We start from the raw sequence: 19,381 nt of genomic DNA, 5'->3' as shown, positions 1-19,381 counted from the left end.
CTCGTGTGCTTATTAACAACGTTCGCGAACTGAGTGCTCGCTTCAGATGGTTGTAGCAAGACCTAGCGGATGCCATCGGAGCCACTCGCCAGACAGTAGGGTTAATCGAGAAAGGAGATTACTCCCCTTCGATTACGTTCGCTCTTATAATTGCCGCAGCTTTCAAGTTACCCGTCGAGGAAGTTCTTTATATAAGATGTTAAAACGGATTATGCGTTCTCCATTACTTTCAACCCCATTGTTTCCCGGCATCAGCGCAAATATTGTTCAAAACTAAGCGTTTTTCTACCGAGAGGAGATCAAATTAATATGAATATAGCCGTCAAGTTGATGCAAAAATTCAAAGACCTCGATAACCAGAATAAGCTGAAAGTTTATCAGGGCAAAGCGGAGCTCATCAGGAAACGGAATTTGGAAGCATGGGACGATGGGCAGTTTCAAGCGGAATCCCTCCGGCTGCAAGAAGAAGCAAAATCGGGTACGCCATTGGACGAGCTGCTTGTCGATGCCTATGCGCTAGTTTGTGAGGCATCGAAGAGAACGCTCGGATTACAGCCTTACGATGTCCAGATCATGGCTGCCATAGCTCTACATGAGAGATTTCTGATCGAGCAGCATACCGGTGAAGGAAAAACACTCTCTGCTGTTATGCCTGCATATCTAAATGCACTGACCGGCAAAGGTGTTCATGTGCTGACTTTTAACGATTATTTGGCCAAGCGGGATGCGGATTGGATGGGCCCGATCTATCGTTTCCTCGGGTTAACGGTAAACTCGGTTCAAGCGGGCATGAGCCTGTCCGAGAAACGGGAAGCATACGCCAAGGATGTAACCTATGTTACGGCCAAAGAAGCGGGATTCGATTACTTGCGCGACACAATCGCGCTAAGCGAAGCCGATACCGTGCATCGTCCTTTCCACTACGTCATCGTCGACGAAGCGGATTCGCTGCTTCTTGACGAAGCGCGGGTGCCGCTAGTCATCAGCGGCGATTCGGCCTCTTCCAGGAGCGACGGCTTTCGTTTCGCAGAAGTGGCTAGGCAGCTCAAGCAAGCAGAGCATTACGACTTCGACGAGTTCCAGCGGAACGTTTACTTAAATGAAACAGGCGCTGCGAAAGCGGAATCGCTGCTGGGATGCGGAAATTTGTACGATAGCCATAACAGTCACTTGCTGACGTCATTAAATTGCGCGCTGCATGTGGAATCGTTATTAAAGAAAGATGTCGATTACATCGTCCGGGACAGCAAAATCGAGCTGATCGAAGAATATACCGGCCGCGTGGCGGAGAACCGGTATTTGCCGGACGGGCTGCAAGCCGCTCTTACGGCCAAAGAAGGGCTGTACTCCATAGCCGGCGGGAAAATTCTCGGGACGATCACCATTCAACACTTCATCAGCCTGTATCCGCAGATTTGCGGAATGACGGCTACCGCGCATGCTTCCGCAATGGACTTCGAAGATATTTATGCGCTGCAGGTCGTGCAAATCCCGCCGAACCAGCCAAACATCCGGATCGACCACCGGCACCGGATTTATACCCATAAAGAAGCCAAGCTTAAGGCACTCGTACAAGAAATCTCATCCGTCCATAGGACGGGACGTCCAATTCTCATTGGTACGTCAAGCGTCGAAGAGTCTGCCATGCTGGCAGAGGCGCTAGCGGCTGCCGGCGTACCTTGCCATGTTCTGAATGCGAAAAACGACGCGGAAGAAGCCGACATCATCGCCAAAGCGGGAGAACCCGGCGCAGTGACGGTGTCTACAAATATGGCGGGACGCGGCGTCGACATCCGGCTCGGCGGCGGCGGCGGCGCGCAAGCAGAGGTAGTCGCCAAGCTTGGCGGGTTGTACGTGATTGGCACCCATGTGAACGAAAGCGTGCGGATCGACGACCAGTTACGCGGGCGTTCCGGCCGCCAAGGCGACCCGGGAGCTTCCGTTTTTTATGTAAGCTTAGAGGACGAGTTGCTGCTTCGCTTCGGCATCCATAAAGCGGTTCGCGCTTCCAGGCAGGATGAGGCTCTTGAAGCACCGGGGCTCAGCAGCAAGATCACCAGTATTCAGCGTATTGTTATGGGCCAAAACTTCGATATCCACAAGGAACTGAACTGTTATTCGGATATGGTGGAGGATCAGAGGCGAATTCTATACGCGGAGCGGCTCCGAATTTTGAAAGGCGAGCAGCCGTTGAGCCCAGCGGAGCAGAGGGTACGGCTTTTTTATCTCGACGAGTTCTGGGCTGACCATCTTGCATACGTTTCTTACCTTCGCGAAGGGATTCACCTGGAGAGCCTTGCCAGCCGCAATCCGATCGACGAATTTCATGCGCAAATCACCGAAGCCTACGAGCAAATTCCTTCTAAAATAAATAGCGCGTCGGAGAATATGCTTGAAAGGCTCGGAGGTTCAAATGACCCGGCTGAGTGGGAAAAGTTCGGTCTGAAGAGCCCTGCTTCCACCCGGACTTATATTATCAACGATCAATACCTACAGAATAAGCGCAACTCATGGACCGGAACGACCGTATTTGCTTATTGGCTTCGCACGATTGCGAGGCCGATATTCAAGCTGTCAAAATATTGATGCAGCGTAGCTTTCAAGGATAATCGCGTTGCCGCCCATTTGCTGCACGAAATAACGGCTGATCTGAGCTATTCCCAGAAGATTTGGAAACAGATCGATATGGCCGGCTACGAGTGAACACTCCATACCTACACTGAAAATGTTTTGCGAAGCGAAGCGTTGACTCTGTGTTAACTTCGGGACACAAAAAACACATCGCCGGTGCGTATAAGCCGCTTGGCGATGTATTCAATAATTACGAACTATCGTTTGAATTTCCTGTATGCTCCCTTCATAGATATGAATCGCAGCAACCGGCATTGTCTCAGCAGTTATTCATTCATTGCAGACTCGCAGCGGTGAACAGCAGCACCCTTCCGTCCGTGTTTAGAATCTGGGTGCCATTCTCAAGCTCCGCCAGGGGCTGGTCCCAATGGACATGCCCGCAAAATAATAAGAGTTCGGGCCCGGCTTCCAGTTGTTCACGGATACCTGAATGCCCCGGAAGCCGGGCTTCGGGAACCTCGGGGCCTTGGTGCAGCAGAAGCACATCCGGGCCACGATGCATCAGGTTCCGCAGCGCTTCCAGATATTCACCTTCAGGCTTCCGGTTCGGTTTATCCCCTCTTCCGGTCACACCTCCAAGACCTGCTATATGTAGCCCCTTCTGCCGTATAATATCAGGTTCAGAGAACAGATGAATTCCGGTATGAGACGCAAGCTCGGCTTGCCCTTCCCGGGACAGCAAATCATGATTGCCGTTAACGCCCAACACCGTGCCGAACTTGTTGCGGAATGCCTTCCATACTGGAAGCGGGTCACCGCTTGAACCTCTTTTGGCGGGATCACCGTATAAATCACCGCATAAACAGACTAGCACCTTCTCGGGATCTATGGCCGGCATGTGGATTTGGAGCAAAAATTCCAGCGATTCAGGAAGTACCTCACCCAGCAGTGAGTTGCCATATTCACCGGTTGTGCTATGAATGGTCATACCTTGAAGATCCGATGCCACTATCAGCGCATCCACATCCTGAGGGAGCCCCAGAATTTCTCCCCAATATACAGGAAGCCATTCATATGAGATCCCTTGGCCGCCCGCCGCAGCACTGACATAAGGAATTTGCTCGAGCGGCTCTTCGGCAATACTTACGATCTTAAGCACTGCTCTGCCTGTTTTTCCTGCCTTTCTCTTGCTCACGCTTTGCCTTCACTCCTCGCCTCTTGCCAAGCCTCCAGTATAGGAATTGGCGCTTTGCGGCTAAATTGACCGCTGCCTTCTTTAGCCCACAGCGAAGGATAATAGCCAAAGACCTGACCAGGTTGAAGCTTCAGGGCCGCCTCTTCCCATCCTTCCCAGCGGAATGTCTCATAGAACAGATCAAGATCCCCTTCCGCCAGCCAGCCGATGAACCCGGAATAGGCCAATTGGGTCGACTCCCATTCCAGCGTATCCGGGGCGAAGTAATATACATGCCCGCTCTGCCCGAACCGTCCCACATCAAGTCCAAAAAAACCGCCTGCAGCATCATAAGCCACAATCAGCAGACCGGGCAATGCAGGAATATCTTGTGAGGCTGCAAGACCATTCCAGGAAGTAAGACTCCCATAGATACCTTCGCCACCAGCGCCAAGAAGTGTAATCCAGCCATGCTCAAAAACGATCCCTCCGGTCTCGTAAGCAATCGCTCCCAGATAAGACTTGGTGCTTACCTGTAAGCAAACGAGCGTCTGTGCTGCTATTTCCGGTTCCGCTGCTGTCAGCCGATAGGTGCGAGTACCTTGACTCAGCAGCTCTCTGACTTCTTCCCAAGCATGATTCTCCAAATCCACCAATTCTGCTACAGATAATGAGTGCATATTCTTCCGCCTCTCTCATTTATAACGTATCTCGTGATCGCGCCAATAATGCGGCTATATGTACTTCTACCAATATATACCCAAATCAAACACACCAATAATACCTAATTCACTTTCCCCCATCAACATTAAATGATTTCAGTGCTTGCCGTATCTCAACACCTTTTCCAGAAAATTGTACGGTTACACTTGTATCTTTATCACTTGTAATTACAAATCCATTTGTATCCTCTGAGATCTCTATATTCATTTCTATATACTGCTGGTTTTCAACAATAAGTGTGTTATCTTCAATACTCAGGTCCCAAAAATCATTAGAGTCAATTGTGTTAGTGAAACTATGTTTCTTCTCAGTCCATTTCTGATTGTCCAGCTCCCACGACGATACAAATACGGGCTTAGGTGAATACAAAGAAAGGTAACCTCCTAATAAAAGCTCTATCTTATCGTTATAACCCTTTAGACCAAGAGGCGCCTGGAAATTAACAACTCTAATATTAAATTTTCCGTCTTCAAGTACTATCTCTTTAGTCGATGAAAAAACTACTTCATCAAACTTGTTACTAAGTTCACTATCCTTTATTTGAATACTGTCCTGCATGTTCAATAGAGCAACTAACCCCGATGTAAACTGATCCAGATTATTTTCTCTTATCTCATTCTCCAAATCTTCATTTTTACTGTTACTTAGTTTAATTTTCAAATGTTCCAATTCACGTTGATAGGAACCGCTTGAGTTCGACTCGTTAATACGGGGCAAACCTATATCCGGTTTTGATTGGAAGTTAGTACATCCGTTCAACGTAATACACAACAGTAACAGTAGAAAAACATGTAATGTTCTCATTTAATCTATAGCCCCATTTTCTCACAAAATGTTCATTTGTCAGATCGAAAAAGCCGGCCCCTTTACGGAAGCCAGCCCTTATTTTTACTCAGGGTATCTTGTGATAATATAATCGCCTACAGCTTTTATATGTTCCAAAGTAAACATACGTCCCCAGTGAATAGATGAATTATAGTTCCCTTCCGCAAGGGTAACATTTGTGTCATCTATGCTGAGAATAATCACTGAATGGGTATCATTATTAATCCTCACAATATCTCCAACTTGAATATTGTTAAAATCCGTATGCTTGCGAGCGGGTAAGTTACCAAATGCCGCATCACTTAATATAAAAGCAAACCCCACACAGCCATAACCTCTACTATAAATGCCACCATTCCACGCGTAAACATTACCGTTTGTCCATGCCATTCCCTCAGGATATTGTTCCTTTAGGGCAATCATTTTTTCATAAGCAGCCTCTTCTGAAGGTACAGGTGTTGTTGTGTTAATTGAAGTATTTATTGAAGTATCTATTGATGTGTCTTCTATTAGGTTGTCTTCTTTTAAAGTGTCAACAGGCTCAATAATAACCGTCCGCGAATCTGATCTATAACTTACGGCTCTGCCTAATGACTCTGCGATAACACGAACGGGCACTAATGTACGCCCATTTATCGATACTGGCGGGGAATCGATAGTCACTTTTCTATCATTTTTATAAATATATTCATTTCCTATTGAGAGCTTAACCACATCACCGTTTTTAGATAAGGCTGTAATCGATAGTGTAGCATCATCCCATTTAACAGTAGCATGTAATGCTTCAAAAATAACTCGCATCGGTATCATAACACGATTATTTATTACTTGGGGCGGAACATCAAATTGCAAATTCGTACCATCGAGCCTCACAGCAACTTCGTTACTTGCAGCATTTACACTAGTCACACTTACAAAACACATGAACATCATTAAAAGAATTGATAATTTAATTGTAATTGTCTTAAATATGTTGGTATTCCCCTTTATATATATTCTATGTAAACCGCAAAAGACAGAAAGAAATCCGTTCATCAAATATGGACGGGGGATTCATGTATAGAGTTTAATTCTTCGCCGCAACTTTATAATACGAATCCAGACCTTTTTTAATTCCTTGAACAATCTTGTCCTGATATGCATCCTCACTTAACTTCATGTCTTCTTTACGATTCGTCATGAAGCCCATTTCGATGAGTACAACCGGTACGGTTGACCAGTTGAACCCGGTAAGATCACTCCTAGGAATTAACCCGCGCGATGTCGCCTGCGTTTCCTTCAGCACCGCTTTAGACAGAACCTTGGTGATCTCCAAACTTTGCGATGCAATCTTCTTCGTAGATGGGATGTCAGTAGAAGGATAGAGAAAGGACATGCCTTGAATCTCGCGATTAACGCTCCCATCTGCGTGTAGTCTAAGGGTCATATCGGCACCTGCCTGATTACATCTAATAGCACGCTCGCTGTTTGATATATCCACATTATTAGTGCGGCGAATCATTACCACCTTGTAATCTTTCTGAAGGGCTTGCTCCAGTTTCAACGCCACTTCCAGTGTAAGTTTGTATTCGGTTTTACCAGTAGCTATGCCCTGCGTACCGCTTGACACCTTTGGTTTAACCGTTTTGCTTTCTGGCGCTACGGGCTCTTTAGAGTTATTACCTTTACTCTGGTGTCCCGCATCTATGCAGATAACCTTCTTTCCTATTGTACTGGCTAATGATGTTACATCTGCTGTTTTCGCCTCTACTGTATTTGGAAGGCTGCCTGACGTTAATAAAATCATAATAGCTAAGAGGATTGCTTTCAATTTCGCGCGCATATTTAACTCCTATCAGTTAGGCCAAGGATCGCCACTATATAATTTGTTGGCTCCGTAATGGAACATCTGCAACAGGTGGGACTTAGCACCTCCTTTCCTTATTCTCCCATTCTAATCTAAACTTAGTGGTATTATTATTTAATAGTTATACCGTAATACATAATTCGACATCATACAAAATATCCCTTCATATTCTGCACAAATGTAAATTTTCAATTAAGGCAAAACTACTTATGAAAAATGGTTTCTAATCTGAGTTACTGCTTGAGGTCCAAGTTGGTTTTATATCTATGAACACTAAAGCAGATTTCTTTCAAAATATTCACTTTCAGGGATTAGCAGCCGAAGAATATATTATGTTTAATACATAATATTAACTGTTTTGAGAGATTTGGAGGATAATAATCGTGAAGTCCCATGTTACACTGATTGCATCATTAGTACTTATTAGCACCCTAATGACTTCCTGTTCAATGAGCAAGTCCGAACATGAAACAGGTGCGAATGGCAACAACTCCAAGGCAGCCTTGGAAACCGCGCAAGCTTCAAGCTCAACGCCTGCGCCCACCGAGGCCATCGACGAGGAAGCCGCAAAGTTAGAACTCGAAGCCCTGGAATTGGCCAAATACAATGCCTATGTAGACCTGAACAACGCAATGACGGGACGGCTCCAGGATGTGCTGATTGATTATTTTGAAGAGTTCGGTTATGAGGCCAAACCGGTGATTGACAAGTATTTCAGCGCCACAATGCTCTCCTTCACCGAATCCGGTGAGAAGGCCATGCAGACCGCGTTCGCCGCTGCTGCCGACAAGCCAAGCTTCGGGAAACTGGACGCCCAGGTCAGCCTGCTGGAGCCAATCCTGACAGAACTGCTTGCCGTACTGGCTGAAGCACACGAGTATTACGAGATTAAGGGCTATGTCGATGACCAGTTTGCCGGAAGTAAGACGCTGCATACCCGAATTCTCAAGGCTGATGCTGCCTATGAAGAAGCTTCGAGCGAGTTTTTCTCACTGCTTGGCAAGATGGGCGATGAACGTACAAGAAACAGTCTTCAAGAATACAAGGATAACGGTCAGGATCTGAATTACACCGTGATGCTCTTTTTACTGGATGCGGAAAGCCTGGCAACGGAGATGGATGACCAGGGAATTCTGGCAGACAACATTCTGGAGCTGGATATGGCGAAATTCAAAGCGAAATATGCTGTTCTGACGGAAGATCTCAAGCTGCTGATGGAATATGCGGCAGACGAGACAAGAGTCGTATCGGAAGGATTCTCAAGCCACTCGCTCGAAAGATATGTTGATGCAGCCAAGAAAGTCAAAGTTTCAGGTGCTGAAATTATCGAACGTGTCAACAAGAAGCAGCGTGTAGAAGATTTTTATTTGAAAAGCTCCTTCTTCCGCGAAAATCAGTCAGGCACACCCGAGAAATTCAGCAAGTCTTTAAGTGAATTAATCGCAGAATATAACCAATTGCAGTAAGAAAAGCTACTCTATGCAGGGGCTGACCCAAAGCCATGAAATGGCTACTTGGATCAGCCCTTCTGTTAGTAGGATCAACATTAGGCTTGATGAAGAAGACACTCCGTGAACGGACCGTCGTTCCATTCGCTGTGCTTTCGTGCTCTCTGTTTCATTGACCCTTTAATCCCTATGTCCGTTTGGTGTTATAGTGATCTCCAAGTAATTTATCCCTTGAGTTCGAGTACGGAGGCATACAGAATGAATATTGAATTTTGGATTACAGCTTCGATCAGCGATTTGGTGTTTTATCCCGATGAGTGGGCTGATAAATATGTGACACACCCGAATTTCCAGGCGGTCTTGAATGAACTTGGCATAGCCGTGCCTGTGGAGGAGATTCATGAACACTACTTCAGCAATCCTGTACATACTGGCGATATGCTGGTATTCCGCAATCAGGAACAACCCTCAGAATGCATTGTCCTGAATACCTATCGAGACCCGTTGGACCAACTTGATATGATACAGTTTGGCTGGAGCACCGTGAACAGAGGGGAGACTATACGGCAGTTATCCAGGCACTTCTACGATGAATGTGAATATGCCGTTCGCTACGAGGAAGGTCAGAGTGTACTCTACCATATACTAAGAAAAGGTCCATATTCGCGAATTTTCCACTATAATACCGTCTTTGAACAGCAGCTCAAGTCCTACGACCTGTGACACTGGCTACCGGTGTTCTTTAGCCATATTCAGCCAGAAGACACTCCACGCCGCACCCTGATATTGCGCACGGCAGAGCCGTTCAGGCTCTGCGTCACAGCGCAGCTTACACGAGTTGATTGAGACTGATGTGACTTCACTCGCCACCAAAACCCACAAGGCCCCCTCCCTGCCTTAGCTTCGTTATCCTGCAAGCATCAACCCGGTATAGCCAAACAGGTCGGCCATAAATCAGTAAATTTGGCCAGCAGCCGTCCTCATATTGTTTTTTTAATTTCACTTTTACATAAAAAGAGAAGGCCCGAAGACCTTCTCTAAAAACAATCAATTATTCACCTTAGTTAGACAGGCTTTGCAGATAAGCATCCGCTTCTTCAAAGGTTGGATAATGTACGGCAAATTGCCCGAACAGTCTCTTCATCTGCATTTTCCAAACCGGAGAATTGGCCACATACACCCATCCGCCCACTCCATTTGCAACAGCGATATCGCCTGTGGGGGCAAGCTTAGCGGCAACCTCAGGAGAAAGAACAGATGGTGAGCCTGATACATCAGTCACTCCAGTGAAACCTGGTTTTAGTTGCTTCATTGCTTTTTCAAAATCGGAAATGTAGGACGGAACATCCTCTTCTGTAAGACCAAATGCTTTTACTACCACTTGATTTTTTTGCACATTTACTTCCATCGTGTAAGGCATGCTGATTCCTCCAAGTATGTATAGGTTGATTCATCAGAATCTAAAACCTTTTATCGGTTAATCCCCTTAATTAATTGAGATTTTCAAGGAAAATAGTTTAATTATTTAATCAGCTACAGCTTCTGGAAGCAAGGGGACTTACTTCGGGGCCACTAAAACTTGCACCTTCCTACACAGGAATTATTTACAAAAGCAAGCAGATCAGTTATATTGTACTGGTACAATAAGTACACTGTTTGCGGAAAGGAGGACCTTTTTGGAAATTATTATTAGCAGTAATAGGAATAAGCCCATTTATGAACAGATAACCTCGCAAATAAAAACAATGATTATGAGTGGAGAACTGCAAGCGGGGGACCCTATTCCCTCCATGAGGTCATTAGCAAAATCTATTCAAGTCAGTGTCATTACTGTCCAAAAGGCGTATGAAGATTTGCAGCGGGATGGATTCATTGAAACAACTGTTGGACGTGGAAGTTTCGTATCTGCCCCCAATAAAGATCTCTTTCAAGAAGAGCAACAGAAGAAAATTGAAGAACACTTAACTATTGCAGCTGAAATTGCCCGAACGAGCGGAATTAAATTGGAAAAGATGGTAGAAATGCTAACTGTCTTTTATGCGGAGGATAAAAAATGAATCATAGTCTAGAAATAGCAGGACTAACTAAAACCTATTCTAATTCTGATTTTCATTTAGATAATGTTTCGTTCTCTATTCCTTGTGGAACAATTATGGGGTTTGTTGGTGAAAATGGAGCTGGAAAAACAACGACCATTAAATCCATATTGAACACAGTTAAAAAAGATAGTGGAACTATTAAAATTCTGGGTCAGGTTATGACAGACAAAGACATAGGAATTCGTGAAGACATCGGAGTTGTCTTTGATGCGGCGAGTTTTTCAGGTGTTGTGACACCCAATAAACTTGCAAAGGTTATGAGCGGAATTTACAAACAATGGAATCAGGGTTTCTTTTTAAATATCACTAGTAAGTTTGACCTTCCTATGGATAGAAAGATCAAGGAATTTTCACGAGGAATGACAATGAAGCTTGCTATTGCAGTCGCATTATCACATCATCCCAAGTTACTTATTTTAGATGAGGCAACTTCCGGTTTAGACCCCATTACCAGAGAAGAAATTTTGGAGGTTTTTCTGGAGTTCGTGGAGGATGAAAGTCATTCAATCCTTATGTCTTCCCATATCACAAGTGACCTGGAAAAAATCGCTGATTTTATAACCTTTATTCATCAAGGAAAAATTATCCTTACTGCGAAGAAAGATGATTTGATTTATGGATACGGAGTGGCCCGCTGCAAAATAGATCAGTTCAATCGTATTGATAAAGCCGATAGACTTGCGTACAGAGTAAAGAATTTTCAAACAGACGTTCTTGTAAAAGATAAAAAAGAGTTTGAGCGAAAATATGACGGTATTATTGTTGACAATGTATCTATTGATGAAATTATGCTGCTCCTGGTAAAGGGGGAGGAATAACGTGCAAGGGTTACTGTTGAACAATTTTTATTCCATGCAGAACAACATAAAGACATCCTTTGGAATAGCTTTATGTTTGTTGTTTGTTTCTTTTGTGGCAGGCGATACGTCTGTACTTAATGCGGTCATTGCTGCACAGATTATGGTTTTCCCTGTGAATGTAGGTACTTCTCTGCAGATCGATGAAGCATCCAAATGGAGTAGGATAGAAATTACCTTGCCAATAAAAAGGAAAACTATTATCAATGCCAAATACCTTTCATTTATCATGTTGATATTAATGGGTACTGCAATCAGCTTGTTTACTCCGGTTCTTTTCTATTTAAGAGATTTAGATACTACTAGTTATTTGAATTTGTCATCTGGGTATACTATGGGCCTGTCACTCTCTATTTCAACAATTTCCATTTTATATCCGGTTATTTTAAGATTCGGAGTTGAGAAAAGTGAGATGATGATTTTTGTGTCGTCAGGCTTGTCAGTGGTTATCCGAATTGTGGTGTGGGTTCTTCTAAGGATGATATGGGATAATGTAAATTTTAATGGCAGCGAGGTAGGAATTGCCTCTTTAATTGTTGCGGTTGTAATGTTTGTGGCATCTTATCTCCTATCGGTACAGATACATAGGAATAAGGAATTTTAATTCTTTGGATAAGCTTGTTTGCTGGAATTACTTATAAGTTTTTTTAACCATTATATTTATCGGCATAACGAGCTCGCGTAGGACGTGGGCCGTTGTGCTGGAAATAAAACCGCACTTCAACAAAAATCACAGAAATACGGACTTATGCTGCCGTTTAGTATCGATAGTATTCCGGCAGCAAATCCCGGCCTTCTTTTACACTTATATTCACTATATCAATTAATTCTTCCATCGTTCCGTAGATTTCCTCAGTAGGGATAGCATCATTAAAATTCTCTCTAAAGAGAGCATCCGTTACCTCAAAATCTTTTGTTTGCAAACTCATTAAAACATTGGTCCATCCATAGTACTCAGGTAACAAATCATAATCCTCAGTTATACTCTCATCAACCTTGTATCTAAATCCACCCAACGTCTCAGTCTTGGGAATATCATATTCATCAATGATTCCATAATGCTTTATGTACTTCGCAAGAACAGCTTTGTATTCATCCGATTCCAATACATCCCACACCAATTGGTCTTCCGATGTCTGTATCAATTCATTCACTTTACGAAAATAAAAATCTATCTGTTTGTCCTTCGCTCTTAATGATTCCTCCAGTCCCTTACGTTCAGCCGCTTCCCCAGATAAACGAACTTCCTGCCTGGAGTGGCTATACCATAACCAACCGCTAGTTGTTATTAAGACGATGAACACAATTATTCCACAATACTTCCATTTCCTCTTGGTCATGAGCTCCCTCCAGTAACTCTTCAAATCTCTTATAGAAGAATAAAAATAAAACCACACTTCCAGCAAAAATCACGGAAATATGGTCATGCGCTGCTTTAATATCGATAATACTCTGGCAGCAGATCCCTGCCTTCTTTCACACTTCTATTCACTATATCGATTAACTCTTCCATCGTTCCGGAGATCACCGCTGTAGGAATAACATCACCAAAATGTTCATTGTATAGGGTGTTCAAATCTCGAAACTCTTTCGTATCTATATTCATCACTGCTCTAGACCAACCATAATACCTGGGTAACAAATCATATCCATAATCAATACTTTCCTTAACTTTATAGCGCAGCCCTTCTATTGTCTCTGTCTCAGGAATATTCAATTCATCTAGAACGCCATAATACTCACTATACTCTTCCAAAATATTCTTGTATTCCTCTGATTCCAACATATCCCATACCAATTGGTCGTCTATGCTCATGTCTTTTCCTTTTGTAAGATCATCTCTTAATTTTTTCTGATTCAACTCGTGTATCAATTCATTCACTTCATGAAAATAAAAATCTATCTGTTTGTCCTTCGCTCTTAATGATTCCTCCAGTTCCTTACGTTCAGCCGCTTCCCTAGATAAACGAACTTCCGGCCTGGAGTGGCTATACCATAACCAACCGCTGCTTGTAATTAAGACTATGAACACAACTACTTCACAATACATCCATTTCCTCTTAGTCATGTACGCCCTCCAGCAACTCTTTCAATCTCTTATAGAATAAAATAAGACCGTATTTCCAGCTAAAGTTACGGAAATACGGTCTTACCTGCTTTTTAGAGTCCATAATACTCCGGCAGTAAATTCCGGCCTTCTTTTACACTTTTATTCACTATATCGATTAACTCTTCCATAGTTCCGTATATCTGCTCGGTAGGTATACCCTCACCAAAATGTTCATCATATAGGGTGTTCAGATCTCGAAACTCTTTCGTATCCAAACTCATCAAGACGTTGGTCCAGCCATAATACTTGGGTAACAGATTATAACCCTCAGCAATGCTTTCTCGTACCTTGTATCGGTATCCTCCAAGAGTTTCAGTTTTGGGTATGCCGTCCTCGTCCATGTAGCCGTACTGTTTATTATATTCTTCTAGAATCTCCTTGTATTCTTCCGTATCCAGCATACCCCACACCAATTGATCTTTCGACGTATGTATCAATTCATTCACTTTATGAAAATAAAAATCGATCTGTTTGTCTTTCGCTCTTAACGATTCCTCCAATTCCTTACGTTCAGCCGCTTCCCCAGATAAACGAACCTCCGGCCTGGAGTGGCCATACCATAACCAAACGCTGGTTGTAATTAAGACTATGAACACAATTACTCCACAATACTTCCATTTCCTCTTAGTCATGTACGCCCTCCAGTAACTCTTCGAATCTCTTGTAGAATAATAATGAAACCGTATCTCCAGCTAAAGTTAAGGAAATACGGTCTTATCCTGCTTTAGTACCGATAATACTCTGGCAGCAGATTCCGGCCTTCTTTCACACTTTTGTTCACTATATCGATTAACTCTTCCGTCGTTCCGTAGATTTCCTCTGTAGGGATAGCATCATTAAAATTTTCTCTAAAGATAGCGTCCACTTTCTCAAACTCTTTCGTTCTCAAGCACATTAACACATTGGTCCAGCCATAATACTTGGGCAACAGATTATAACCCTCAGTAATGCTTTCTCGCACCTTGTACCGGTACCCTCCAAGAGTTTCAGTTTTAGGAATATCTTCCTCATACATGTAACCGTACTGTGTATTGTATTCTTCTAGAATCTCCTTGTATTCTTCCGAATCCAGCATATCCCACACCAATTGATCTTCCGATGTCTGTATCAATTCATTCACTTTACGAAAATAAAAATCTATCTGTTTATCCTTCGCTCTTAGCGATTGCTCCAGTTCCTTACGTTCAGCCGCTTCTCCAGATAAACGAACTTCCTGCCTGGAGTGGCTATACCATAACCAACCGCTGGTTGTAATTAATACAATGAACACAATTATTCCACAATACTTCCATTTCCGCTTAGTCATGTACGCCCTCCAGTAACTCTCCGAATCTCTTGCAGAATAATAATAAAACCGTATTTCCAGCTAAAGTTACGGAAATACGGTCTTATATTGCTTTTTAGTACCGATAATACTCCGGCAGCAAATCCCTGCCTTCTTTCACACTTCTATTCACTATATCGATTAACTCTTCCATTGTTCCGTAGATCACCTCGGTAGGGATACCCTCACCAAAATGTTCTTTGTATAGGGTATTCAGATCTCGAAACTCTTTCGTAGCCATATTCATCAAAGCTTCGGTCCAGCCATAATACTTGGGTAACAAATCATACCCCTCAGCGATACTCTCCTCGACTTTATACCTGAACCCTCCCAAAGTCTCAGTCTTGGGAATAATATACTCATCAATGATACCGTAATGCTTAATGTACTCCTCAAGAACAGCTTTGTATTCTTCCGATTCCAATACATCCCATACCAATTGATCTTCCATATATAGATCTTTCTCTCCTTTTATTGGATTATCTTCTAATTTATTTTGATTCAATTCGTGTATCAATTCATTCACTTTACGAAAATAAAAATCGATCTGTTTATCCTTCGCTCTTAACGATTCCTCCAGTTCCTTACGTTCAGCCGCTTCCCCAGATAACCGAACTTCCTGCCTGGAGTGGCTATACCATAACCAAGCACTGGCTGTAATTAAGACAATGAACACAATTAATCCACAATACTTCCATTTCCTCTTAGTCATGAGCTCCCTCCAGTAACTCTTCAAATCTCTTATAGGCAGTAGGGAAATATTTTCTAAAATTCGCTCGCCTAGTAGCGTCAAACTGAGCTTCATAACAATGAGCGAGAGCCTCTATGTATATTTTGTCAGGGTTTTCCGTCCAATAATTCACAGGATGTTGCCAATAACCTTCTATTCGCTCCGTGCTCTTGTTTACTTTTACTATACTTAATCCACTGTACAGATCAGATATCGCAGAAAGTTCATTTGGCGTTAATTCCTTACTTATTTTCTCGTATAATTCCTTGTAATCGATCGATGATTTCTGCTTCCCATTCCAATAATCCGGATTCATAATGTCTTCGACTCTTATTTTTATATTTCCGAGCTTCGATATTAGTTTAGGATCCAGCTCGCTTAAGTACATTGCATTCGCACGAGATTCCATTATATTTTTAAAATCAGCTCTTAAGTTCTCCCGGAAGGTTTTATCGTCGGATAAATCGCCTGCAGCATGATCAATGTAATGTCCATACTCATGAAAGAAGACTACACCTGTTCCTTTTCTGGTGAAATCTTTATTAATATTTAGAAAAACCGTCTCTTTGGAATCACGATAATAGGAACCATCATCAACACCTGTGAGTTCTTTCATTGAGTCATCTTTCACATACTTCAAAAATACTTCCTGCGCAATAGGTGTGCCCTTCATATATCGTTTAATCACTTCTTTAAGATATTTCTCATGATCTGCCATCCCGGAAAAAGACCCCATCTTCTTAATGAACAAGGCTTCAATAAGCTCTTTTCTCGTAGGTGCGGCTCCCGAGGTTGCATCCACAGGTTCGGGTATCCTTATCTTCAGGAGATCATAATAAGCCGGGGGCTTCGGAGGAAATGCGTTAGGTAATAGTGGAGTAAACACTTTTGCAGCGTCTGCCTGCTCTTGCTCACCAAAATTGATCTTGCCCTGTTCACCCCGTTTTTGCCCTAAGGTTAAGTGAAAGCTGCCTGTACCGCTGTAGTTGTCATAATTCTCTTCATAATTAAGTACATAAGCTTTGGTAAAGTTTAATTCACGTACAATCTGTTCTCCTTTCTCATAGACAATAGACACCTTCCGGTAAAAGTCCGCTTCGGGAGCATAGGGTAAATACGCCCATTTGGTGAGTTCCAAAATACTTTTTTGAGTAGTCCGCTGTTCACTCCTAAGGGAAGGTTCTATTTTTCCGACTATTCTCAGGACATACCCCGTATCCCCGGTCCTTGCCATCGCATTCCCAATAGTATTGTGTAAATATTCTGTAGATACTAACGATTCTTCATACAATTCAATGATGTTGTCTTCCGTATCCAGCCCTTCAATTCTCATGGAAAGTCCCATCCATCCACCTCGATTCGCCAGTTTTCCAATTATACCCTCAAGACAAAAGAACCATTTTTTCCTTTATTATGTATATCGGTTATAAAATATTTTTTCATTATATTCCATATAAACAATAAAATTCTTCCACAGCAATGGGAGAGCCCCCCGTTTGTGAGACTGGGATCAAAACACCTTACAAGTCAAAGAAGCCAGTCGCCGGAAGTGGCGACTGGCTATTTAGTTTCGCTTGAATCCGATTGAGTTATTAGGGCGGGGACATTATTAGCGAGCAGCTTGATAAACTCTGCCTCTCACTCGAAAAATCCCAAAAACTCTTCAATCGAATCCGCTAGAACACCGTTTGGATTTTCGTCATAAGTGTCAAAATAACCGTAACCGCAATCAATCCACTCAACCTTGCCTGTGTCATTATTAAGGAGGATACAAATATCGCCGATGTTGACAAACAAGGAACCGATCATCATCCGTTTGCCAAAATCATTGCCGCCGGTCCATTCACGAAACCCGTATGCAATAAAATCGGCAAGCTCTTTTTCCGAGCCGGGCATACTCAACATGACCTCGCAGTTTCCTTCACAATTGTTGAACGAAAACCAAGTATCCCAGCGAGTTCCTTGCGGTTTGATATGGACTTTCTCTCTGAGATTCAAAACACTGCTGTCCATCTCCCCAAATGATCGAGTATACAAGCTTTTTATTCCCTCGCATAATGGAAATCCAACCTTCTGCTCGGCCTCCGTAAAGTCAATCGCCAGGCTCCCGCGTTCTTTTTTTGACAAATTAGTTAGGTTCATCATATTTCCTCCCCTGAGTAATTAATGCCTCTGCAGTATGAACCCTCCCTTTACAAGCAAACCTTGTTCTCTTACACTTGAAGGTACTGTGAAATAAAAGGAGGAAGCAGATTGGAGCAACAATTTTTAATAATGGCACCTTTATCTGAACTGGCTTATTGGCCGGATGAAGATGCAGCAGATTATTTGGTACATCCTAACTTTCAGAACATCATGGACGCTCTGGACATTACAATCCCTTTCCATGACATTTATGAATATGCTCTGGAACAGCCTGTCCATACTGGTCATGTGCTTAAATATGTCCATAAGGATCAACCTGGAACTTACATTATCCTGGACACCTATCAAGATCCGATAGACCAGTTGGGCATGGTACAGTTCGGATGGCGTGCTACTAATAATCATAAGCTGATTCAGCAGTTGTCCCGAAAACTGTATGATGAGTGCGAACACACAGTCTTTTACCATGAAGGCCAGTCTGTACTTTACAAGCTGACAAGACCTGAGCAATATCCCCTTACCCTCCGTTATGGAGACAGAATATTTCAACAGGAGCTTAAAATCCACCAGGTATAGACTACAGCCTCACAATCCGCCGGTAATGCAGCTGATCGAGCCAATCCATCCATTCCTGTTCGTCTTCATGATGGTCATGGTAATATACAGCCGTTGTCAAATAACTGAAAAACTCGCCCGGACCGCCGCTGTGAATAACCGTACCGTCGCCTCCTTTGCCAATCGACCCGCCGTCTCCAGTCCTGGTCAGCTCCTTCTGATATGGATCTCCCAAAAAGTAAAGCCCGAAAGCGTTCGGCAGCTCAAAATGCATGGAATCGTTCATTCCGTCTCCCCATGGGAACAAGGTCCGGCAGCCAGTGCCATACAAATACTCCCACTCGTCTTCAGTCGGAATGTCAAACCCCCGCTTCAATGTGTAATCGGCCCAATCCTCGAAATCCTCACTTTCATTGAACAGATAGATACGGATCTGTTCACCATCACGATCCAGACGATAGGAAGGATAGTATTCGCGGCTTCCGTTAGAGTTGTTCTTGAACGTATCCAACCGCTCGAACAGCTCGGCGTGTTTCTCTGCATCCAGCTCCCGGGCACTCACTTCTGTCCAGCCAACAGACTGGGTATTACGTTCTACCAACATCGGCTGGATGACAGCGTTTCTGACTGGAGTCATTATTCCGCGCAGCCTCTCCTCCACCTTCTCGGACGCCACCCCGATTAGCGCAAAACTTTCTTCCATAACCCTGGTAGCTGTACTGTCCGGCTCCCCGGACCATCCGTCCCAGCCCAAGGTTACCTCGTTGCCGGGAACAAATACAAATTCGACCCCTTCATAGGCGCACACTCCCGTTTCCAAACTCTGCCCATAACGTTCAAAGCGCTCCAGCCGACAGAACGAGAAGCCTTGCGGCAGCCGTTCCTGCAGCATTTGTTGTTTTTCAGGCCCGGATAACCGGCTCCACGCCGTATGATTCAATGTAACCATCTGATTGTCCCCTCTCATAATAAAT

21 protein-coding genes and 1 pseudogene are annotated in these 19,381 nt (G+C 43.5%); 8 read left to right on the top strand and 14 right to left on the bottom strand.

Annotated elements, in window-relative coordinates; genetic code table 11:
- Nucleotides 1-5 precede the first annotated feature (5 nt).
- A pseudogene (locus tag ACAN56_RS08395) lies at nt 6-203 on the top strand (helix-turn-helix transcriptional regulator).
- 106 nt (nt 204-309) lie between these two features.
- Nucleotides 310-2,586, top strand: coding sequence for a preprotein translocase subunit SecA (locus tag ACAN56_RS08390; RefSeq protein ID WP_379141957.1), 2,277 nt, complete (start codon nt 310-312; stop codon nt 2,584-2,586).
- A 319-nt stretch (nt 2,587-2,905) separates the two neighbouring features.
- Here the strand turns inward: ACAN56_RS08390 and ACAN56_RS08385 are convergent, their stop codons facing one another.
- From ACAN56_RS08385 to ACAN56_RS08365, 5 genes are all read right to left on the bottom strand, one after another.
- Nucleotides 2,906-3,766: a metallophosphoesterase family protein gene (locus ACAN56_RS08385; RefSeq protein ID WP_379141955.1), complete on the bottom strand. Its 861-nt coding sequence runs from the start codon at nt 3,764-3,766 to the stop codon at nt 2,906-2,908.
- Entirely contained in the window at nt 3,763-4,425 is a 663-nt protein-coding gene (locus ACAN56_RS08380) for a DUF2625 family protein (protein ID WP_379141953.1), read from the bottom strand. The genes ACAN56_RS08385 and ACAN56_RS08380 overlap by 4 nt, the downstream gene beginning before the upstream one ends.
- Nucleotides 4,426-4,534: 109 nt before the next feature.
- Nucleotides 4,535-5,272: a hypothetical protein gene (locus ACAN56_RS08375; RefSeq protein ID WP_379141950.1), complete on the bottom strand. Its 738-nt coding sequence runs from the start codon at nt 5,270-5,272 to the stop codon at nt 4,535-4,537.
- 84 nt (nt 5,273-5,356) lie between these two features.
- Complete coding sequence (locus tag ACAN56_RS08370) at nt 5,357-6,202, bottom strand: copper amine oxidase N-terminal domain-containing protein (protein WP_379141947.1); 846 nt, start codon at nt 6,200-6,202, stop codon at nt 5,357-5,359.
- Between the two features lie 157 nt (nt 6,203-6,359).
- Entirely contained in the window at nt 6,360-7,115 is a 756-nt protein-coding gene (locus ACAN56_RS08365; RefSeq protein WP_379141944.1) for an N-acetylmuramoyl-L-alanine amidase, read from the bottom strand.
- Between the two features lie 407 nt (nt 7,116-7,522).
- Between ACAN56_RS08365 and ACAN56_RS08360 the strand changes: the two genes are divergently transcribed.
- Both ACAN56_RS08360 and ACAN56_RS08355 read left to right on the top strand, forming a co-directional pair.
- Nucleotides 7,523-8,605 (top strand): YiiG family protein, encoded by a 1,083-nt coding sequence (locus tag ACAN56_RS08360; RefSeq protein ID WP_379141942.1) that lies wholly within the window; start codon nt 7,523-7,525, stop codon nt 8,603-8,605.
- A gap of 240 nt (nt 8,606-8,845) precedes the next feature.
- Nucleotides 8,846-9,310: a hypothetical protein gene (locus ACAN56_RS08355; RefSeq protein ID WP_038591113.1), complete on the top strand. Its 465-nt coding sequence runs from the start codon at nt 8,846-8,848 to the stop codon at nt 9,308-9,310.
- Nucleotides 9,311-9,647: 337 nt separating this feature from the next.
- On the opposite strand, the gene ACAN56_RS08350 is transcribed toward ACAN56_RS08355, so the two are convergent.
- On the bottom strand, nt 9,648-10,007 hold the full coding sequence (locus ACAN56_RS08350; protein WP_052092051.1) for a hypothetical protein: 360 nt from the start codon (nt 10,005-10,007) through the stop codon (nt 9,648-9,650).
- A gap of 256 nt (nt 10,008-10,263) precedes the next feature.
- Between ACAN56_RS08350 and ACAN56_RS08345 the strand changes: the two genes are divergently transcribed.
- Genes ACAN56_RS08345 through ACAN56_RS08335 form a run of 3 tightly spaced genes read left to right on the top strand, consistent with a single transcriptional unit; the run spans nt 10,264 to nt 12,147 of the window.
- A complete protein-coding gene (locus ACAN56_RS08345; protein ID WP_038591110.1) occupies nt 10,264-10,644 on the top strand; it encodes a GntR family transcriptional regulator in 381 nt (126 codons plus the stop codon).
- Complete coding sequence (locus tag ACAN56_RS08340; protein WP_379141938.1) at nt 10,641-11,504, top strand: ABC transporter ATP-binding protein; 864 nt, start codon at nt 10,641-10,643, stop codon at nt 11,502-11,504. Before ACAN56_RS08345 ends, ACAN56_RS08340 begins: the two co-directional genes overlap by 4 nt.
- 1 nt (nt 11,505) lies before the next feature.
- Nucleotides 11,506-12,147: an ABC-2 transporter permease gene (locus tag ACAN56_RS08335; RefSeq protein ID WP_342439932.1), complete on the top strand. Its 642-nt coding sequence runs from the start codon at nt 11,506-11,508 to the stop codon at nt 12,145-12,147.
- 154 nt (nt 12,148-12,301) lie between these two features.
- On the opposite strand, the gene ACAN56_RS08330 is transcribed toward ACAN56_RS08335, so the two are convergent.
- The 7 genes from ACAN56_RS08330 to ACAN56_RS08300 form a co-directional block, all read right to left on the bottom strand.
- Entirely contained in the window at nt 12,302-12,883 is a 582-nt protein-coding gene (locus ACAN56_RS08330; RefSeq protein WP_379141936.1) for a hypothetical protein, read from the bottom strand.
- A 95-nt stretch (nt 12,884-12,978) separates the two neighbouring features.
- Nucleotides 12,979-13,611 carry a hypothetical protein gene (locus ACAN56_RS08325; RefSeq protein ID WP_038591098.1) on the bottom strand — a complete coding sequence of 211 codons (633 nt, stop codon included), beginning with the start codon at nt 13,609-13,611 and terminating at the stop codon, nt 12,979-12,981.
- Nucleotides 13,612-13,703: 92 nt separating this feature from the next.
- Nucleotides 13,704-14,285 carry a hypothetical protein gene (locus ACAN56_RS08320; RefSeq protein ID WP_379141933.1) on the bottom strand — a complete coding sequence of 194 codons (582 nt, stop codon included), beginning with the start codon at nt 14,283-14,285 and terminating at the stop codon, nt 13,704-13,706.
- A gap of 92 nt (nt 14,286-14,377) precedes the next feature.
- A complete protein-coding gene (locus tag ACAN56_RS08315; protein ID WP_038591092.1) occupies nt 14,378-14,959 on the bottom strand; it encodes a hypothetical protein in 582 nt (193 codons plus the stop codon).
- A gap of 94 nt (nt 14,960-15,053) precedes the next feature.
- Entirely contained in the window at nt 15,054-15,689 is a 636-nt protein-coding gene (locus ACAN56_RS08310) for a hypothetical protein (RefSeq protein ID WP_038591089.1), read from the bottom strand.
- Nucleotides 15,682-17,052 carry a hypothetical protein gene (locus tag ACAN56_RS08305; RefSeq protein ID WP_379141929.1) on the bottom strand — a complete coding sequence of 457 codons (1,371 nt, stop codon included), beginning with the start codon at nt 17,050-17,052 and terminating at the stop codon, nt 15,682-15,684. The genes ACAN56_RS08310 and ACAN56_RS08305 overlap by 8 nt, the downstream gene beginning before the upstream one ends.
- A 293-nt stretch (nt 17,053-17,345) precedes the next feature.
- The gene (locus tag ACAN56_RS08300) at nt 17,346-17,852 is read right to left on the bottom strand and encodes a hypothetical protein (RefSeq protein ID WP_341378406.1); all 507 of its coding nucleotides are present in this window, start codon (nt 17,850-17,852) and stop codon (nt 17,346-17,348) included.
- A 108-nt stretch (nt 17,853-17,960) separates the two neighbouring features.
- On the opposite strand from ACAN56_RS08300, the gene ACAN56_RS08295 reads away from it, so the two are divergent.
- Entirely contained in the window at nt 17,961-18,428 is a 468-nt protein-coding gene (locus ACAN56_RS08295; protein ID WP_379141926.1) for a hypothetical protein, read from the top strand.
- A 1-nt stretch (nt 18,429) separates the two neighbouring features.
- Here ACAN56_RS08295 and ACAN56_RS08290 read toward each other — a convergent pair whose 3' ends face one another.
- Nucleotides 18,430-19,356: a hypothetical protein gene (locus ACAN56_RS08290; protein WP_379141924.1), complete on the bottom strand. Its 927-nt coding sequence runs from the start codon at nt 19,354-19,356 to the stop codon at nt 18,430-18,432.
- Nucleotides 19,357-19,381 lie beyond the last annotated feature (25 nt).

Origin of the sequence: Paenibacillus paludis, assembly GCF_042610515.1 — a bacterium.
In the GTDB taxonomy this organism is placed as follows: domain Bacteria; phylum Bacillota; class Bacilli; order Paenibacillales; family Paenibacillaceae; genus Paenibacillus_AQ.
The sequence above is the reverse complement of the archived record's forward strand: the minus strand, read 5'-3'. Positions and strand labels throughout refer to the sequence as shown.

What these genes read in the sequence shown, in the direction of transcription:
- ACAN56_RS08390 (WP_379141957.1), top strand. Translation starts at nt 310, where the DNA reads ATGAATATAGCCGTCAAGTTGATGCAAAAATTCAAAGACCTCGATAAC.
- ACAN56_RS08380 (WP_379141953.1), bottom strand. Translation starts at nt 4,425, where the DNA reads ATGCACTCATTATCTGTAGCAGAATTGGTGGATTTGGAGAATCATGCT.
- ACAN56_RS08375 (WP_379141950.1), bottom strand. Translation starts at nt 5,272, where the DNA reads ATGAGAACATTACATGTTTTTCTACTGTTACTGTTGTGTATTACGTTG.
- ACAN56_RS08365 (WP_379141944.1), bottom strand. Translation starts at nt 7,115, where the DNA reads ATGCGCGCGAAATTGAAAGCAATCCTCTTAGCTATTATGATTTTATTA.
- ACAN56_RS08355 (WP_038591113.1), top strand. Translation starts at nt 8,846, where the DNA reads ATGAATATTGAATTTTGGATTACAGCTTCGATCAGCGATTTGGTGTTT.
- ACAN56_RS08350 (WP_052092051.1), bottom strand. Translation starts at nt 10,007, where the DNA reads ATGCCTTACACGATGGAAGTAAATGTGCAAAAAAATCAAGTGGTAGTA.
- ACAN56_RS08340 (WP_379141938.1), top strand. Translation starts at nt 10,641, where the DNA reads ATGAATCATAGTCTAGAAATAGCAGGACTAACTAAAACCTATTCTAAT.
- ACAN56_RS08330 (WP_379141936.1), bottom strand. Translation starts at nt 12,883, where the DNA reads ATGACCAAGAGGAAATGGAAGTATTGTGGAATAATTGTGTTCATCGTC.
- ACAN56_RS08325 (WP_038591098.1), bottom strand. Translation starts at nt 13,611, where the DNA reads ATGACTAAGAGGAAATGGATGTATTGTGAAGTAGTTGTGTTCATAGTC.
- ACAN56_RS08320 (WP_379141933.1), bottom strand. Translation starts at nt 14,285, where the DNA reads ATGACTAAGAGGAAATGGAAGTATTGTGGAGTAATTGTGTTCATAGTC.
- ACAN56_RS08315 (WP_038591092.1), bottom strand. Translation starts at nt 14,959, where the DNA reads ATGACTAAGCGGAAATGGAAGTATTGTGGAATAATTGTGTTCATTGTA.
- ACAN56_RS08310 (WP_038591089.1), bottom strand. Translation starts at nt 15,689, where the DNA reads ATGACTAAGAGGAAATGGAAGTATTGTGGATTAATTGTGTTCATTGTC.
- ACAN56_RS08305 (WP_379141929.1), bottom strand. Translation starts at nt 17,052, where the DNA reads ATGGGACTTTCCATGAGAATTGAAGGGCTGGATACGGAAGACAACATC.
- ACAN56_RS08300 (WP_341378406.1), bottom strand. Translation starts at nt 17,852, where the DNA reads ATGATGAACCTAACTAATTTGTCAAAAAAAGAACGCGGGAGCCTGGCG.
- ACAN56_RS08290 (WP_379141924.1), bottom strand. Translation starts at nt 19,356, where the DNA reads ATGGTTACATTGAATCATACGGCGTGGAGCCGGTTATCCGGGCCTGAA.